Below are 18,738 nucleotides of genomic sequence, written 5' to 3' on the forward strand. Positions count from 1 at the left end.
CTTATATTACTTATAGGGTTAAAAAAACTACAGTTTACTTTCTTTTGCCAGCGCCACTTCAAGACTTTCGAAATTGGGCAATACTTTTGCAATCAAACCTTCTTTGTTTACAATGAAATGTGTTGGAAAAGCGTTTAAATCCAATGTTTCATTCATGTAGATTTTCATGTCCGGAATTACAGCATACGACAAGGGTTTTCTCGCTAAAAATGCTTTTAATTGTTCCGGAGAATCTTCGGTTAAGCTTATAAAAAGAATATCTTTTCTGTCTTTGTATTCTTCTGTTAAACGATTTACTTGCGGAAATTCCCTTATACAAGGCGTACAATGAATGTACCAGCATTTTATCACAATGATTTTTCCTTTCATGGTTTCGTTTGAAACTTCATTTTCGTTTAAATCTTTAAATGAAAATTCAGGAAAAGCGGTACCTTCCTTTCTATAGTTTTTAAGCGCATCAAAACCTATTTGATTGATGGTTGCTTTTATACTTGAATCGGAATTTGGGTCAATTTTAAACAGTTTGTAATAATAGATTGAATCGTCTGATTTTAATCGGATTGGGATATAATTTCCGTTGGTCAATTCGTTTAAAAAAGTTTCTTTTGAGATTTCTTTTGAAAGAAGATCAAGCGCCACAAAATCTCTCGAAAGCATTATATTCTTACTTTGATATAGTGACCATTCACTGAAGTTTTTTTGAATTTTAATTGGGTCAATTTCCGGATTTCCGAATTTATTTTGAGCGAAAGAAACAATAGGAATTAGAAAGACTAATAGGAATGTGATGGACTTTTTCATGAATTTTAAATACCGAAATTTGGATTTCAAAAATACTTAAATTTATTTTAAAACCATTCCATTAGATTTATCTATATTAGCTAAAAATTCTGACTAAAATGACCTTCCCTTTTCAATTTGAAATCTTTGGAAAAACCTTTTACTGGCACTTTATATTTGAAACTTTAGCCTTTTTTATCGGCATAAGAACCTATTACTTTCTAAAAAAAAGAACACAAGATCCTATATCAGACATAAATCGCTTAATTATAATGATTGGTGCTATGATTGGCGCTTTAATAGGATCCAGATTTATTGCTTTATTAGAAACCCCTTCAGCAATTACCCATCAGACTTTTTTAACCCTATATCAAAATAAAACGGTTGCAGGAGGTTTTTTGGGTGGATTATTTGGTGTTGAACTAATAAAAAAGATCATTGGTGTAAAAATCGCTTCGGGAGATCTGTATGTGATTCCAATTATTACAGCATTATTTATTGGCAGAATTGGGTGTTTTTCAATGGGAATTGCAGAGCCAACTTACGGCAACGAAACTACCTTTTTCACAGGAATGAATTTAGGCGACGGTCTGCAAAGACACCCTGTTGCCTTGTATGAAATTCTATTTATGATTTTACTTTTTGTTTTATTTCAAAGTATAAAAAATAAAAATTTGATAAATGGAGATCGATTTAAGCTCTTTATGGTCTTGTATTTTTTATTCCGATTTTTAGTAGAATTTTTAAAACCATACCAATCCTTATTTCTTAATTTAAGCATTATACAATGGAGTTCCGTTTTAATCTTTATTTATTATTGGAAGTTTCTCTGCCGAATATTTGCCTTCAAATTCAAAGGAAATCTTATTACTTCACCTTAAAAACATTATAATGAAAACTCGTGATTACATCTTTTACGATTATACTAAAAGCCTTTGCCCTCATTGTTTAGCCCTTGTAGATACTAAAATTGTTTTTCAGGATGAGAAAGTCTGGATGTTAAAACATTGCAAAACACATGGCGAGTCAAAGTCGATGATTGCAGATGATGTTAACTATTATAAGCAACTTCGTAATTACAATAAACAATCTGAAATGCCTTTAAAATTCAATACAAAAGTGCATTATGGTTGTCCGTATGACTGCGGATTATGTACAGATCACGAACAGCATTCCTGTTTGACGATTATTGAAGTTACCGATCGCTGTAATTTAGCCTGCCCTACCTGTTACGCCAGCTCAGCTCCAAACTACGGCAGACATCGCACATTAGAAGAAATTGAAAAAATGTTTGATACTGTTGTAGCAAATGAAGGTGAACCAGATGTAGTCCAGATTTCGGGCGGAGAACCAACTGTGCATCCTGAGTTTTTTAAAATTTTAGATATTGCCAAAAGCAAACCTATCAAACACTTGATGGTAAATACAAACGGTATTAGAATTGCAAAAGACATCAAATTTGTAGAGACTCTTGCTACCTATATGCCCGATTTTGAAATTTATCTGCAATTCGACAGTTTCAAACCTGAAGTATTAGAAAAACTGCGTGGTGAAGATTTAACCGAAGTGCGCAGAAAAGCCATTGAACATCTAAATCAATTTAATATTTCGACAACCTTGGTTATCACACTTCAAAAAGGAGAAAATGACGATGAAATTGGTAAAATAATAGAATATGCATTACAACAAAAATGCGTTCGTGGTGTAACTTTTCAGCCCACACAAGTTGCCGGCAGAAATGATAATTACGATGATATTTCAGGAAGAATTACATTGACAGAAGTCCGTAGAAAAATTTACGAGCAAGCACCTCTTTTTACTCCTCAAGACTTAATTCCCGTTCCTTGTAATCCAGATGCTTTATGTATGGCTTACGCACTAAAAATTGATGGAGAAGTTTTTCCTATGACCCATTTAATTAATCCGGAAGATCTGTTGAATAACTCGAAAAACACAATCGTTTTTGAGCATGATGAAAAACTAAAAACACATATGCTTAATTTATTTAGCACCGGTATTTCTGTAGATTGTGCAGAAGGTGAATTTAATGAATTAATGTGCTGTTTACCAAGAGTTCAGTCCGACACCTTAAATTACAATAACTTGTTTCGAATTTTGATTATGAATTTTATGGATGCTCATGATTTTGATGTTAGAGCAGTTAAAAAATCATGTGTTCATATTGTGAGTGATAAAATGAAAATTATTCCTTTTGAGACTATGAATTTATTTTACAGAGACAACAAAATTGAAAAAATAAGAGAAAAATTAAATGTTTAATAAAACTATTAAAATATGGAGGGTTTAGTGTTTTTTGGGTTTATTCTTTTTGCAATGTTTTTAATTGGTCTTATTGGTTTAATTTTTACCAAAGAGAACAAAAAATTTTATCTGCGACTTATGTTAATTCCTATATTTATTGTCATTATAGGGTTTGGAACCTGCGTTGTAATAGTGAGCAATTTATAATTTTGATTTAAAATAAAAGAAAAAATAAAAGAATATGGGAGGCTTTTTAGTTTTTATTGGCGGCATGATTGCTTTTATCAGCGTGATTTCTTTTTTAGTTGGAATAGGTCGATTGATATTTATATCAGAAAATAAACAACTTTCATTAAAAATTATTTTATTCTCCGTTATTGCATTCGTAATTGGTTTTGGTACCTGTGCTGCCAATTTTACACTTGGCAATATGCATTAATAAAAAAACCCGGCAATAAATTGCCGGGTCTATAATACGCTCCTCTAAGTGAAAACCAAATAACAAATCACTTAAATTCGTCGCATTTATTTGAAATAAAAACCAGATTAAAAAATAAATAACCAAACTCAATTTTAACCGTCCCAATTTTTTATTTCTAAATTTTCATTCATAATAACTAATTTAAAAAGTTCATCACTTTAAATGATTTTCTGTTTCCTGCTTTGTCTGTTACCACAACTATGAACAATTGTTTCGTTGTGAAACTTTGATTTTGAAGCAGGACTTCTTTATTATTTTGAATGTTTTTGTAACTTACCAATGATTGTCCGATAGTATTAAATACATCTACCTGAGCAATTTCTTCTGTTTCATTCGTAACCGACAAAGCATCATTTTTAAAGTAAGCGATAGTACTTCCTTTTGCTTCAATTTTATCCAGAGCCAATGTTTTCCCTGCTGATGCAAAATAGGCTGCGTAAGCATTTGAGAATTCGTAACCTGTTCCGCACGAAGCATCCCAGTTAATTGACCATGTCATTACTCCTCTCATGTCTGGGTAAGGACCACCTTTTAAGGTATAAGCTCTTCCGGAGAAAGTAGTTCCGTATCTCAAATAATTGAATGCCTGGATTCCTTTTTCAGGAGTTAAATAACCTCCCGCAGGCGCTGCACCAGCACAAGCCGGAATCGCGATCACCACTTTAGAAGCTGGTAACGGTGGGAAATAGAAACCCGTAGAAGCTACATTAAATCCTTTCATTAACATATCTGACATTGAAACTAAAAAGTCTGGTGTTGCTTGTGAATATGCTACATTATCCAGAGCTGTTATAGATCCTGTGTTGTACAGTTGCACCATTAATAGATCCAGTTCATTACGCAAGTTGTGAATGACTGGCAAGAATGAACCTGCTCCATCAGAATAAACAGAATATCCAACCTGAACATAGAATGTTTCTGGTGCAGATGTTAGTATAAATCCGCTTCCGTAACTTGATTTTAATTCTTTGAAAGCGTCTACAATGTTTTTCAATTTTGGATATGCTGAAATCGCTGAATAAGAAAAATCTTTAAGCGCTCCTGCTCCAAAATTCATAGAACCGCCTTCGAAGTCAATATCAACTCCATCAAAATTATACTGATCTACAATTGCTTTTAATCCGTTTACGAAAGTATTTTTCTGAGCAACGGTTTGTAATTCTACGTGACCATTTTGTCCTCCGATAGAAACAATAACCGGAATTCCTTTGTCTCTCAGGAATTTAATATCATTCTTTAATAACTGTGGATTGAAAACTCCATTTGTCATGTATCTCGGCTCGTTTACAACCAAAATTGGCGTATAACCATCTCTGTTTAAAGTTTCGATAAACGAATAAACAACTACATTAAATTTCTTATCTCCCATTTGATTGAAGTATAAGAATGGCGCGCTGGCATTATCCCATCCATGAGCATAACCCACAATAACTTTTGCCGGTAACGGATTGAAAGAAGAACTGATAATACTCACTGACTGATTGAATGTTTTTACTCCACCAGCATTATCTGTAGCCGTTACAACAATTGCATACGTTTTGAATGCGTTTGGTGTGAAAGTGTAATTATAAGCATTTCCTGTTCCTTTTGTCATAGCAAAAGAAGTTCCGTCAATACTTATTGAAACTGTAGAAATTGTTCCGTCAGCATCGGTAACATTTACACTAACCGGAACAGCCTGAAATCCTGATGCCTGATTAATAGATGTTGCTGCAGGTGCAACCCATGCAATTTCCGGTAATTGATTTGGACAAGAAGTACCTGAACATTGTAAATAAAATGCACGAGTATTCTCTGCAGTAACAATATTTGAAGCTGTAGTCGTTGCTTTCAATGTGTAATTTTTATTAAAATCAGCTGCAACTGGTGTCCAACTTGCTACATATTCTGTTCCTGTAGAAAGCGTTCCTGTAATATTTTGTCCGTTGATATTAAATACAACAGAAGAAATAGTTACTGTTGGATCTGCAAAAGTTAAACTTGCATTTGCTTTTAACTGAATTGCAGTTCCCGGAGCAATTGCAACCGTCGCAAGAGATGGACTTGTAATCGTAACCTGAGGCGCAACCGAATTTGAATTAAAGTTATAAACCTGAGGTGTTGTTGGTACAGCAAAATTGGCCAAATTCGTAGGAGAATAAACAATACTATTATTTTCCCAGGCATTCAATTTTAAACTTGTAATAATTGAATATCCTGCTAAAACTGAATTAGCATAGCTAAAATTTCCTGAAGCATCAGTTGTTGCAATGTAACTTGCATATCCGTGCGTGCTGTCTGTCCAAGGTAAAATCAATTCTACTTTAGCACCTGCAACCGGAGTTGAACCGCTTTTTACCGTTCCGCTGATTAAATTACCGCTGGTAACATTTTGAGTAAAGTTCAATGTTTTATTGGCATTAATTGCAGCATAAACTGTTGAAGCCGGACTAAAACTTAAACCCGTTTTAGCAGCTGTTACAGTATAATCTGAACCTGCAACTAAATTGGCAACACTATAATTCCCTGAAGCATCAGAAGTTGCTGTTAAAGTTGTTGTTCCCGTCGTAGCAGAAACGATTACTCCTGAAACTGCTGTAGTTCCGTTTTTAGTTGTTCCGCTAACGGTGTAATAAACCGGATTAACAACTTGTGTAAAATTCAACGTTTTATTAGAACTGATAGCGCTATAAACGGTTGATGCCGGTGTGAATGTTAATCCTGTTTTAGCAATTGTTACAGTGTAATTTGATCCTGAAACCAAATTAGCCACACTATAATTTCCAGAAGCATCTGAAGTTGCTGTTAAAGTTGTTGTTCCTGTCACAGCTGAAATCGTAGCTCCAGAAACCGGAGTTGCTCCGTTTAATACTGTTCCACTAACAGTGTAATAAACCGGATTTACAACTGTTTGAGTAAAATTCAGCGTTTTATTAGAACTAATTGCATTATAAACCGTAGAAGCCGGAGTGAATGTTAATCCTGTTTTAGCAATAGTAACAGTATAATTTGATCCCGAAACCAAATTAGCCACACTATAATTTCCAGAAGCATCGGAAATTGCTGTTAAAGTCGTTGTTCCTGTAACTGCTGAAATTGTAGCACCCGAAACTGGAGATGCACCGTTTAGAACCGTTCCGCTAACTGTATAAGTTGTTGTAACTGCACCTGTATTAAAATCATAGACCGTTGGATTTGCAGGAACAGCAAAGTTTGCTAAATTGTTTGGTAAATAAACAACTTCTCCGTTTTCCCAAGTGTTTAATTTTAAACTTGAAACTGTCGTATATCCAGCAAAAAGAGCATTGTCAAAACTGTATTTTCCCTGCGAATCTGTAATTGCAATTTTACTTAAATAAGGGTGTGTATTATCTGTCCAAGGCAAAATCAATTCGACTTTTGCACCAGATACTACAACGGTTCCGTTTTTAACTGTTCCGCTAATTTTACTGGCACCAACTACAATAACATCCTGAGAAAAATTCAATGTTTTATTGGCCGTTAAATTAGTATACACTGTTGAAGCCGGCGTATACGTTTGTCCTGCTAAGGCAGCCGTTACAGTATAATTTCCGCCTGATGGCAAATTAGCGATTGAATATACTCCACTTGCGTTTGTAGTTGCAGTAAAAGTTCCTCCTGTTGAAGTTGCTGTAACTGTAACGCCAGAAACTGGTGTTGTATTATTCAAAATAGTTCCGCTTACCGTATAATAAACAATTGGTGCACCCTGAACAAAATTCAATGTTTTGTTGGCGTCTATTGCAGTATAAACCGTAGAAGTTGGCGTATAAGAAAATCCAGTTTTTGCTGCCGTAACGGTGAAGTTAAGTCCGGCTGTTAAACCTGCAACGCTATAAACGCCACTTGCATTTGAAACTGCGGTTAAAACGGTTGATCCTGAAGTTGCAGAAACTGTAACTCCTGCTACTGGAGTTGCTCCGTCAAGAACAGTTCCGCTAACAGTGTACAAAGGCTGAGTTCCATTAATTACAACAGCAGTTTGGTTAACCGTAACATTTGTTAAAGTTACCGGTGTAAAAGTATAAGTTCCTTTTAAAGCTGTTAATTTATAAGTTTGTCCGGAAGGTAAATTGTTGAATGTGAAATTTCCTGCTGTAGAAACCACTGTTTGTAATACGGCATTGCTTGCATCTCTTAATTCAACTGTTACATCCGGAACTAAAGCTGATCCGTTTTTTACTGAACCCGCAATGCTTACTGTTCCTGCAACGATGCTTCCAAAAGAAGTATCTACCTGATTTAGTAATGCATTCGGGATAGAACCTCTGGTATCCTGAGATAATTCCCAAACCATACCACCGGCAAGATTTCTCGATTTAATGTACTGCACTTTTAAATCCATTGATTGTTTATCTTCATAAGAGATAAACTGCTTTAAAGTAGCATTATATAAATAAGGAACTTTAGTAGTATTATCAAAATAGCGTACCCATCCTGCAGCTGCTGCAGTTGGTGTAACTAACATGGTATTTGGGTCTAAATAAGGATGTGAATTGGTAACCGGATTTCCAACTAAATCACATATCTCAATACTTCCTGATTTTTCGCAGGCAGCTGGTCCGTCCCAAGTTCCTACAGGATTCTGTGGATTTGTACATCCTGAAACAATATATCTCGGTGCAGAAACGAATAATCCAGGTAAGTTTGGATTGGTTCCATTATTCGCAACATTGTCGAATTTTTTCCCGTAGAAAGGCAATCCCATGATTAATTTATTCGCAGGAAAACCAACAACATTCAAATATTGATTTGTTAATTCATCAAGCGATTCAGATTGAGTTGCATTGTACAATGGATCATTTGAATTTCCGCTTGAATATAAAGGAGCATTATAGCAGGTTTTATCAAACCAGTTTCCTCCAAAATCATATCCAAAGTAAGTGATGTAATCACAATAAGTAGAAATGTCTTCTGTCATTCCATATTGTGCTCTGGTGTTTGGTCCTAAATATTGTTTGGATACATTTCGAACATTATTTCCGGCAGCGATGGTAACCAATTTATTTGGCATTGCCTGACGCATTGCCTTCAATAAATAGACTAAGTTTTTGTTGTCATCCGGGCTATACTTTTGTGGAGGAATTGGTGCTCCATTAATTACTTCAGTACCGTCTGTACCTCCAGAAAGAGGATATTCCCAGTCAATGTCGAATCCATCAATAAAAGGATACGTTACAATGAAGTTTGCCATGTCTGCAGCTAAAGCAGCTCTTGCTACCGGACTTGCAGCAATTGGAGAAAGATCCTGGCCTTTAGTCCAGCCTCCAACAGAAATTAAGATTTTAAGATGTGGATACTTTTCTTTTAATTTTTTCAAATCATAAAAGTTTCCTTTTACCGGAGCATCCCATGGGATTCCACCTTCCATATGCTCAAAATCAGCATACGAATCTAAACACAATAACTTTGTATTCTCCGGATGGGCAGGGTCATAAGTTGTCCCATAAAAAGAATAATTCAAATGCGTCAATTTACTTCCGTCAATCTTCGGAATATTAAAATCCCGGGCATAGATAGACCATTGCGCATAATACCCTACTACCTTTTTTCCGTGAGCTGGTTGGGCTAACGCTAGTAAGGGAAACAGTAACAAAAAAAGCAATCTGTAATAATGTTTCATAATTAATAAATATTGGTTAATAGAAAAATAAATATTCCGGTTACCATATGATACATGTCAAAACGCAGCACATAAAAAAACAATAACCGGAGTTTCAGCTAACTGCAATTTGGAGAGATTGCAGTCAGGTGGAATTAATTCATATTACTTCTATAAATAAATATTACTATTACCGATTCTACCATAATCATTAGCCAATAGTATTGATTGATATTTAGATATAATTCTTTTAAAAATTAGTTTTAAATACAAGAAGATAAACTTGGGGATTCATCAATCTGAAATTCTATTTTTTTGTCATGTTTTGTTTTATTCTCTTATTTGGTTTTAAATGTTATTACTCTTTTAATGGTTATTTTAAGATTTTTATTGACTGTATAATTTGAAAAAATTGAAATTGCTTTCATCAGCTTATAAATATCTCTACCAGAAATTCCGGTAGAGATAAATAATTACTAAATAATGCTAACTACAACGTACTAATTCAAACCAAACTTTAAATTAATTTTTTAAGACTTTCATATACTGATAGCTCAACATCTGCGTGATCTTTGCTATTACATTGTTCTATTAAATTTTTTAAATCTTCTGTTTTTAATGTTGATTTATTATCCAAAACAAGCAACAATTCCTGTGACGCGTCAGTTAAATTTTTAGACAAAGGCAAAATTGGCTGTACTAAAGGTGCTGTGGAACTCAGCTCGATTAATCCTTTATTCATTGCAATCCATTTATTGAAAAATGCGGTTACCTTTGCTTTATTTTCCGGTGTTTTATTTGCCAAATATTGGGCAACTGCTGCGTCGAAAGCCAAAGAGTCTTTAGCATCTGGTGTACAAGCATCTGCAAATAATGTTAAGGGAGAATACATTTGATATTCCGTTCCACCTTTATTACGTTTATATCCTTTTAAAGGTTCGCAAACATTTGTAAATTCATCTAATGCTTTTGTATTTTGATTGTTTGCAACATTTCTTAAGATTACCTCTTTATTTCGAATATGCGTCAATCCTAATTCTTCCAGTCTAAACGAAACTACATCAAGACGTTTACGCATATTTTCAACATCTGTAATATTTTCCGCTGACCAAAGTCTTTCTGCAATTGCAGCGGTTCTTGGCCAAACTCTAGAATCTATAGTCGTAGCTGAGGCGAGTTCTGTCCACATTGTTGCTTCTCCTCCTAAAATTCTTGCTTTTTCTTCTGTAGATAAATCAGCCCCTTTTGGCATTGGATCATTCAGATAATGACTTTCAACAGGATACATCAAATCAATATAAAATCCATTTGACAATACTGTTTTGTAACCTTTTTTTACTGCATCAACTAATGATTGACCGGCAACAACGCCTTCATTAGGTCCTCTCCAGGAATGGATAATAGCTTCTTTTGACATGTTTTTTGTCAAAATTTCTTCCCAACCCATTAACTGTTTTCCATGCTTTTTAAGCATCGGCACTAATTGCATGGTAAAATAAGTTTGCAGTTCGTGATTAGTCGTTAGGTTATTTTTCTTTTTGAACGCTTGAATTTTCGGATTTGCATCCCAGTCTTTCCCTTCATTTTCATCTCCACCAATATGAAAATAAGCTCCTGGAAACAACGGGCAAACCTCATCAAAAAGTTCACTTAATAATTGATACGTTTTAGGGTTTGAAGGATCTAATGTTGGTGAAAAAATACCAGCATTTCTTTCAATTCCATAGGTCGCAATAGCGGTTCCCTGAATATTTTTTTCTGAAGTTCCACCAGTCAGCGTAATCACTTTGCTACCAATTTCCGGGTAAGCTGTAAGTATTGCCGATCCGTGACCAGGAACATCTATTTCCGGAACAATTAAAATACCACGCTCATCAGCATATTTTACGATATTTTTAATTTCCTCTTGTGTATAATACATTCCATCTGAAGCTAATTCAATTAGTTTTGGATGTTTTTTCATTTCGATTCTCCAACCCTGATCATCAACCAAATGCCAATGAAAAACATTCATCTTCATTGCCGCTAATCCATCGATGTTTCTTTTGATAACATCTACAGGCTGAAAATGTCTTGAGGCATCAATCATCAAGCCTCTCCAGGTAAATCTTGGAAAATCTGAAATTTGTGCGCTTGGAAAATAAAATGAGGTATTATTATTTTGCAACATTTGCAATAACGTTTCAAGACCATGTAAGGCTCCTAAATCACTTGTTGCATTAATTGTAATTTTATTCTGTTTGATATCCAAATGATAACTTTCATCTTCATACAAACCAATTTTTCCGCTCTTAGTACAGTTAACCTGAAGTTCTGCTGTTGGAACTTCATTTAACTTTGTAATAAAACCCTGCTCGAAAAAAATACCAGCTCTACCATCTAATCGTCGTAAAAAACGAGTCACACCTCCAAAAATTCTTGGATTCGGATTCCCTGTAACATTTACTTTAAAATTTTTAGTTAAAGTAAAATTACCATCGTTTAAAACAACACTTTGAGGCCACGGCATAAGATTTAGTTGCTCTTTCTGAATTTGAGCACTAGAAGTTAAACCCGCTAATAGTAGGACTAATAAATATTTCATTTTATTGTGTTTGAAAGATGCTATCCGGAGATAACATTAATAATAGATAAAAGAAACAAAACTCAGAATGACTCCTATTGAACCTCACTTTCGTTATAAAATCAATCTGAATTTTGAAATTTGATTCGTTAGCCGAATCTTAAACTAATTTTAGTAATCAAAACGTTTAAAAGCTTCGATTGCTTCATATTCTGCCAAACCTAATTCATCGTATAAGATGGCTGTATTTTTATTTCGGTCTTCTGCCCTAACCCAAAATTCTCGAGAATCGTTTCCTTGAAACATAACTCTGTCTTTTTGAGATTGGTGGTATAAAATTGCATGACGCTTCAATAATACTTCTGATGGAGAAAGCGGAACGGCCATATCAATTTCATGAATATCCCACTCATGCCATGCTCCTCGGTACAACCATAACCAGCAATCATCCATATATTTTTCCGGTTTCAGGGCTGCCATTGCTGCGAAAATGGCATTCAAACAAACTTCATGCGTTCCGTGCGGATCAGCCAAATCACCTGCAGCAAATACCTGATGTGGTTTTATTTTGGCGATAATATCTTTGACAATTTCAATATCTTCAGGGCCTAACGGATTTTTCTTTACTTGTCCTGTTTCATAAAATGGAAGATCCAGGAAATGGGTATTTTCATCTTTTAAGCCGATATATCTTGTCGCTGCATAAGATTCTCTTCTTCTAATAAGTCCTTTTAATTTTCGAACTTCCAAAGAATCAATTTGATTCTCCGATTTGCTATTTAAGAATTCAATCACCGATTTAAAATTTATTCCACTTCCCGCTTCACCAACAAAATCCTTGGCAACTTCAGCAAATTTCAAAGCCTCATCATCAGTAACTGCTATATTTCCAGAGGTTTGATATACTACATGTACATCATGTCCTTGTTTTATCAATTTTGAAAAAGTTCCTCCCATAGAAATCACATCATCGTCTGGATGTGGACTAAAAAGAATCACTCGTTTTTTTGCAGGATTGGCTCTTTCCGGACGATGAGAATCGTCTGTATTAGGTTTTCCACCTGGCCATCCCGTGATGGTATGCTGCAATACATTGAACATATTAATGTTCAAATCATAAGCAGAGCCTTCTTGTGCCAAAAGATCAGACATTCCATTATTGTTGTAATCTCTGTCTGTTAATTTTAAAATAGATTGTTTTGTTTTTTGGCATAACCAAACAATCGCTTTGCTTTTTAATTCTTGTGTCCAGATGCATTCTCCAACTAACCAGGGCGTTTTAAAACGGGTTAATTCTGAAGCAGCAGACTGGTCCAATACAAAAGTTGCATTGGGATGGTTTTGTAAAAATGTGGCAGGAACTTCTGAACTGATATCACCCTGAATAGTTCTTTTGATGATATCGGCTTTGTTTTGTCCCCAAGCCATTAAAACAATTCTTTTAGATCTCATGATCGTAGAAACTCCCATGGTAATCGCTCTTTTTGGAACGTTATCAATACCATTAAAGTCGGATGAAGCATCTACTCTTGTTATATGATCAAGTGTAATAATTCTTGTACCAGAGTTAATGTGAGATCCTGGCTCATTGAAACCTACGTGACCTGTACGTCCGATACCTAATAACTGAAAATCAAGACCTCCTGCATTTTTAATATTCATTTCATAGTCGATACAGTATTGATTTAATTCATCTATTGCCACTGTACCATCAGGAATATTTACATTTTCAGGTTTAATATCAATGTGATTAAAAAGATGCTGGTGCATGAAATAGTGATAGCTCTGATTGTTCTCTTTTGTCATTGGATAATATTCATCCAGATTAAAAGTGATCACGTTGCTAAAACTCAGACCTTCTTCTTTGTGCATTCTAACTAATTCAGCATATACTTTAATAGGAGAAGAACCTGTTGCTAAACCTAATACACAAGATTTATTCTTTTCTTGTTTAGATTTGATTAACTGTGCAATTTCCTGCGCCACAATTAATGAAGCTTCGGCAGAACTCTTAAAGATCTCATTATGGATTTTTTCAAATCGAGTTTCTTCAAATTTTCCTGCACTTTTATAGCTAATATCAGGTTTGATTTCTAAAGCACTTTTCATTTTTTTCTTTTTTTGTATTTACAATTTTGGTTTTTGAAATGGTATAAACAACTTTCATTGCTTATACCATTTACCAACCAAACTTAAATTCTTTTAATCCCTATGTTTTAGAAGTTAGGAGCTGTAGTGTCCCACCAAGTTCTGGTTCCACCATTATCTGGTCCTCCAAGTTTTGCAATACCTGTTTTAACACCTTCAGGATTACCATCGAATTCAGTCGAAACAAACGATATTCTTCTTACTCCAAATTCAGTTGTAATTACTCCAGCACTTTGATTGTTAAGAATTGGTAATAATTTAGGATAACCAGTTCGACGGTGATCAGCCCAAGCTTCCATACCATCAGGAAAGTTAGCAATCCATTTTTGAGTAATAATTTTTTGCAGTTTCACCTCGTTACTTGCTGCATTATCCCAGGCAACAGTAACTTTATTTACAGCTAAACCACTGTTGAATGGAGCAACTGGATCTACATAATCTTTAGCCATTTTTACATTATCAGCTATATAATCAGCAGCACCACCTGTTGCAAGCTGATCGAAAGATGCATTAATACCAGCTTTATAGAATGTTGCAGCATCACCACCCATATTCCAGCCTCTTAATGCTCCTTCAGCTCTTAAAAAGTATACTTCAGCGGTATTCAACCAAACTACTTGTTTATCATCTTTTATCACTTTACCAAAATTTGAAAATTTCATATGTAGCGATTTATCACCAAGAATTCCTCCAGTACGAATTCCTTTATATTCTCCAGGGTACTGTTCAGATTCGGCAAAATAAACTTTCATTCTAGGATCATTATAACCTCCCATAATAGATTCCATATCTGCAGACATACGACTATCATTATATTCATAAGCAGCTACCTTAAGAGGATGTTGTGATACATTTTTATTTACTATAAAACTATCACCTACAACTGTCATTACACCAAACTTTTGGCTAATCGCTTTTTCTGCTTCCGCTTTAGCTAATTGAGGATTAACTTTTACAACACGCATCGCTAATCTAAGACGCAATGAATTAGCATATTTAACCCATTGTATATAATTTCCTCCATACGTTGAACGATCTATATTTGTAAAAGAACTTTTTTCTCCAGCATCAATTCTTTTTGTTAATTCTCCAACAGCAAAATCTAAGTCTTTAAACATTAATACATAAGCTTCTTCTTGAGAATCATATCCAATCGCTGCATCTGTAGTCCCTAATTTTGAGTATACAATTGGACCCCATGAATCAGCTGCTTTATGTAAAGTTTGTACTTTAACAATTGTAGCAAGGGCGTAAAATTCATCATATTTACCCTTTGACGCTCTTTCTACTGTTAAGTAATTTGCCATAACTTGTGCGTAGATAGGCTCCCAACCCCACTTGTTCCAGTTATCTCCAAGTGCATAAGAAAGATTATTAGCGCCGTCAAAACCTGGAGCTGTAGTATAACCTCCCCATGTATTACCAGATAAATCAATAGCTACCTGATACTTCCAACCTGGAACATTAACCATTACATTATCAAACATAGTAGTAAAAGGACCTTTTATATGATTAAAATCCTGTGTTAGTTCCTCCTGTGTAAAAGCATCGGGATTACTATTAATCTCGTCAAAATTATCTGTACAACCAACTAAGGTTAAAAGACCGAAACAGATTAATGATTTTTTTATATTATTTCTTTTCATGATATTTTAAATTAGAAAGTTACATTTAAATTAAGTCCAATGCTTCTTGTTGATGGTAAACCATAAATGTCAACTCCTTGTAAACCTTGACCTGTACTTAAAGCAATGTTTGGATCAAAAGGTGCATCTTTATAAATAAAGAATAAATTTCTAGCGATTAATGACAAAGTTGCTGTATTAACAAATGGTAATGTTTTTTTATTGAAAGTATATCCAAGTGAAACTTCTCTTAAACTTACATTTGTAGCATCATATACATATTCTGCAGTAGCACCATTAAGGCCTCCAACTGTAGTATAATATTTTTCAGCATCTATAGAAGTTACTTTTGTACCATTAGGCATAACTGCATTTACTGCAACACCACCAGCATTTCTTGCATCTCCACTTCTTTTTGAAACTCCATACCAATCATTCATAGATTCTGTAATACTCATTACATCCCCTCCAAAACGTCCGTCAATTAAGAAGTTAGCTGTAAAAGCGCCAAACTTAAATGTGTTTGACCAGCCTAACATAAAATCTGGATTTGCATTTCCTACTTCACGTAATCCACTTTCTAGCCCTACATTTCCATTATCATCTAAAACAATTTCTCCTTGATCATTTTTAACAATATATTTCCCTTCAATAACTCCAAATGGTCTACCTTCAGTTAAAGCATATCTGTAATTGATATTATTTACAGGAGTTAAAGGAATTGAACCTCCCAATTCTTCAGGAATTTCTTTAACTTTATTTTTGTTTTGAGAATAGTTTACAGTAGTATCCCATGAAAATTTATCTCCAGTAATAATTTTTCCTGTAACAACAAGCTCAATACCTTTGTTTTCTATACTACCTGCGTTAATTCCATAAAAAGTATAACCGTAAGGATTTGTTGCAGGCGCAGGAACCTGAATGTATTGATTTTTAGTTTCTGAATTATAATATGAAACTTCAAAACCTAATCTGTTATTAAACATTCTCCACTCTGTACCAAATTCAAATTCTGATTTTAATTCTGGTTTTAATCCTTCACCAGGTCTTGGTCCTACTGTAGGAGGAATAATATTACCACCCTGGATAGTTGATTTAGGAGAAGTTACGAAAGCAGAAACGTCATTACCAACTTGTGCGTAAGTTCCTCGCACTTTTCCAAAGTTAATCCACTCTGGCATAGTCATCATTTCGCTTAAAAGAGCAGTAAGCCCTACAGATGGATAAAAGTAAGATGGAGTATCTGTATTTACTAAAGTAGAAGACCAGTCATTACGTCCTGTAATATCTAAATATAACATGTTTTTATAACCGAAAGTTGCAGATGCAAATAGAGATTGAACTTCTCTTGAAGAACCTGTAGCCTGAAGACTTAAATTATCTAGTCCTGATGCGCTTCCAAAATTACCTAAGGTAAACAGGTTAGCATTAACAAGCCCACCAACAATTCCTGAATCTAAAGTAGTAGCTTGATTTGCTAATGTATTATTAATACTTGCTCCAACTATAGCATTAAAACTAAAATTTTCGTTAATATTAGTGTTAATTTTAGCAATTAAATCTCCGTAACGCTGTGTACTTAATGTAGCAACATTTATATATCTACCGTTTATATTAGACAAAGAAGTGTTTGTAGTAGCATATATTTTTTTATCAAAATCATTTTCAATTCTATTGTAGCTATATCTTGCTCCAATACTTAACCAATTGTTTGCTTTATAATCTACAGCTATATTACCATTAAAGAAATTGTCTTTATCAACAGATTTATTTCTGTTAATTAACCAATAAGGGTTTTGAACATAAATGTCAGCATTAGGCGCACTATAAAAATTTTGACCGTATAAATTTCTGTCTGGCATATATGTTTCAAAATTATCTTTATAATAATTAAAATCATTTCCTCTTTGAAATAAATACACTCCTGTTAAAGGATTCGAATAAAGTCCATTTACAGGTCTATTATCGATCGTTTGACTTGTATATTTTGCATCAGCAGAAACAGTTAATTTATTATCAAAAAATTTCCCAGTTTGACGAATTCCAAAATTATTTTTCTTCAATCCATTACCTTCTATAATACCTGAAGCAGAAGTATTAGCATAAGACAAACTTGTAGTAGAAACGTCTGTTCCTGTCGTAAACGCTAAAGAAGTAATTTGTGTAACTCCAGTGTTAAAAAAGTCATCAACAAAATCATTTGACTGTACTTTTCCTCCCCAAGATTTCTGTGCATTTGCAGTTCCATATTCATTTTGGAATTTTGGTAAAGAATGAACAGATTCAAAAGTAGTAACAGACGAAACAGCTAAATTAGATGTGTTTTCTTTACTCTTTTTAGACGAAAGTAAAATAACACCATTTGCGCCTTGAGACCCGTATAATACAGAAGCCGCCGCACCTTTAAGTACCGTCATTCCTTCATAATCATCAGGATTAATTAAAGAAACAACATCACCTCCATCACGGTTACCTCCAGCAGTACTTCCAAAAGAATCGTTTGGCTGGTTTGAACTTCCATTATATAAAGGGATACCATCAATAACATAAAGAGGCTGGCTGTTCATGATAGAAGAGTTACCACGAATAACTACTTTTGTAGATCCTCCAGTACCACCAGAACTTTTTGTTACCGCAACACCGGCAACTTTACCCGCGATTGTATTAATAACGTTTGCGTCTTTTACGCGAGTTAATTCTTCTCCTTTAAGTTCTTGCGCAGCATAAGTCAAAGATTTTCTCGTTTTCTTAACACCTAATGAAGTTACAACAACCTCATTAAGAGCATTCGAAGCTGCTGCTAACATTTTAACATTAATTGTAGCAGCATCCCCTACAACTATACTTTGTGTTTCAAGACCTACATAGCTAAAAACTAAAGTCTGTCCTTTTTGTGCTTCAATTGTGTACACACCATCAAAATCGGTAGTAGTACCTTTTTGACCTCCTTGTACTGCAACGGATGCCCCTGGCAACGGCAACCCTTCAGAATCCGTAATCACACCTTTAACATTTTTTACCTGAGCAAGCGAAACTTGCGCTGTAAAAACAATCATAAAGATTAAGAAAATTTTTTTCATGTTTATTTATTTTGTTAGTTATGAGGTAAAATTATTCTTAAGGTATTGTTAAAAAAAATAAATTATACAAACAGCTTTATTTTTTAAACAAACGACATAAAACAATCAATAATGCGTTTTCCGAAAACGTTTTCACATGAAAATATTACGCCTTTTTAAGTTTTTATTGTTTTTTTCTTTAAAAGAATTGTGTTTTA

General features: G+C 34.3%; 9 protein-coding genes. 3 read left to right on the forward strand and 6 right to left on the reverse strand.

Annotation, left to right across the window (positions count from 1 at the left end; all coding sequences use genetic code 11):
• Nucleotides 1-27: 27 nt before the first annotated feature.
• Nucleotides 28-801, reverse strand: a complete 774-nt coding sequence (locus AC3ITQ_RS20040) for a TlpA family protein disulfide reductase (protein WP_489235882.1) — start codon at nt 799-801, stop codon at nt 28-30.
• Between the two features lie 98 nt (nt 802-899).
• Here AC3ITQ_RS20040 and AC3ITQ_RS20045 point away from each other — a divergent pair, with 98 nt between their 5' ends.
• The 3 genes from AC3ITQ_RS20045 (at nt 900) to AC3ITQ_RS20055 (ending at nt 3,481) form a co-directional block, all read left to right on the forward strand.
• The gene (locus tag AC3ITQ_RS20045) at nt 900-1,661 is read left to right on the forward strand and encodes a prolipoprotein diacylglyceryl transferase (protein ID WP_489235883.1); all 762 of its coding nucleotides are present in this window, start codon (nt 900-902) and stop codon (nt 1,659-1,661) included.
• Nucleotides 1,662-1,671: 10 nt separating this feature from the next.
• Nucleotides 1,672-3,060 carry a radical SAM protein gene (locus AC3ITQ_RS20050; protein WP_489235884.1) on the forward strand — a complete coding sequence of 463 codons (1,389 nt, stop codon included), beginning with the start codon at nt 1,672-1,674 and terminating at the stop codon, nt 3,058-3,060.
• 223 nt (nt 3,061-3,283) lie between these two features.
• Nucleotides 3,284-3,481: a hypothetical protein gene (locus tag AC3ITQ_RS20055; protein WP_489235885.1), complete on the forward strand. Its 198-nt coding sequence runs from the start codon at nt 3,284-3,286 to the stop codon at nt 3,479-3,481.
• 178 nt (nt 3,482-3,659) lie between these two features.
• Here the strand turns inward: AC3ITQ_RS20055 and AC3ITQ_RS20060 are convergent, their stop codons facing one another.
• The 5 genes from AC3ITQ_RS20060 to AC3ITQ_RS20080 all read right to left on the reverse strand — a co-directional run bounded on the left by AC3ITQ_RS20060 (nt 3,660) and on the right by AC3ITQ_RS20080 (nt 18,541).
• Nucleotides 3,660-9,146: a glycosyl hydrolase family 18 protein gene (locus AC3ITQ_RS20060; RefSeq protein ID WP_489235886.1), complete on the reverse strand. Its 5,487-nt coding sequence runs from the start codon at nt 9,144-9,146 to the stop codon at nt 3,660-3,662.
• 496 nt (nt 9,147-9,642) lie between these two features.
• Nucleotides 9,643-11,709, reverse strand: coding sequence for a beta-N-acetylhexosaminidase (locus AC3ITQ_RS20065; protein ID WP_489235887.1), 2,067 nt, complete (start codon nt 11,707-11,709; stop codon nt 9,643-9,645).
• A gap of 150 nt (nt 11,710-11,859) precedes the next feature.
• Nucleotides 11,860-13,797 carry a glucosamine-6-phosphate deaminase gene (nagB, locus tag AC3ITQ_RS20070; RefSeq protein ID WP_489235888.1) on the reverse strand — a complete coding sequence of 646 codons (1,938 nt, stop codon included), beginning with the start codon at nt 13,795-13,797 and terminating at the stop codon, nt 11,860-11,862.
• A 107-nt stretch (nt 13,798-13,904) separates the two neighbouring features.
• Entirely contained in the window at nt 13,905-15,482 is a 1,578-nt protein-coding gene (locus AC3ITQ_RS20075; RefSeq protein WP_489235889.1) for a RagB/SusD family nutrient uptake outer membrane protein, read from the reverse strand.
• A gap of 11 nt (nt 15,483-15,493) precedes the next feature.
• Nucleotides 15,494-18,541 carry a SusC/RagA family TonB-linked outer membrane protein gene (locus AC3ITQ_RS20080; protein ID WP_489235890.1) on the reverse strand — a complete coding sequence of 1,016 codons (3,048 nt, stop codon included), beginning with the start codon at nt 18,539-18,541 and terminating at the stop codon, nt 15,494-15,496.
• Nucleotides 18,542-18,738 lie beyond the last annotated feature (197 nt).

It is taken from the genome of Flavobacterium sp. KH_001 (genome assembly GCF_057840745.1).

What these genes read in the sequence shown, in the direction of transcription:
- AC3ITQ_RS20050 (WP_489235884.1), top strand. Translation starts at nt 1,672, where the DNA reads ATGAAAACTCGTGATTACATCTTTTACGATTATACTAAAAGCCTTTGC.
- AC3ITQ_RS20075 (WP_489235889.1), bottom strand. Translation starts at nt 15,482, where the DNA reads ATGAAAAGAAATAATATAAAAAAATCATTAATCTGTTTCGGTCTTTTA.
- AC3ITQ_RS20080 (WP_489235890.1), bottom strand. Translation starts at nt 18,541, where the DNA reads ATGAAAAAAATTTTCTTAATCTTTATGATTGTTTTTACAGCGCAAGTT.
- AC3ITQ_RS20065 (WP_489235887.1), bottom strand. Translation starts at nt 11,709, where the DNA reads ATGAAATATTTATTAGTCCTACTATTAGCGGGTTTAACTTCTAGTGCT.
- AC3ITQ_RS20040 (WP_489235882.1), bottom strand. Translation starts at nt 801, where the DNA reads ATGAAAAAGTCCATCACATTCCTATTAGTCTTTCTAATTCCTATTGTT.
- AC3ITQ_RS20055 (WP_489235885.1), top strand. Translation starts at nt 3,284, where the DNA reads ATGGGAGGCTTTTTAGTTTTTATTGGCGGCATGATTGCTTTTATCAGC.
- nagB (WP_489235888.1), bottom strand. Translation starts at nt 13,797, where the DNA reads ATGAAAAGTGCTTTAGAAATCAAACCTGATATTAGCTATAAAAGTGCA.
- AC3ITQ_RS20060 (WP_489235886.1), bottom strand. Translation starts at nt 9,146, where the DNA reads ATGAAACATTATTACAGATTGCTTTTTTTGTTACTGTTTCCCTTACTA.
- AC3ITQ_RS20045 (WP_489235883.1), top strand. Translation starts at nt 900, where the DNA reads ATGACCTTCCCTTTTCAATTTGAAATCTTTGGAAAAACCTTTTACTGG.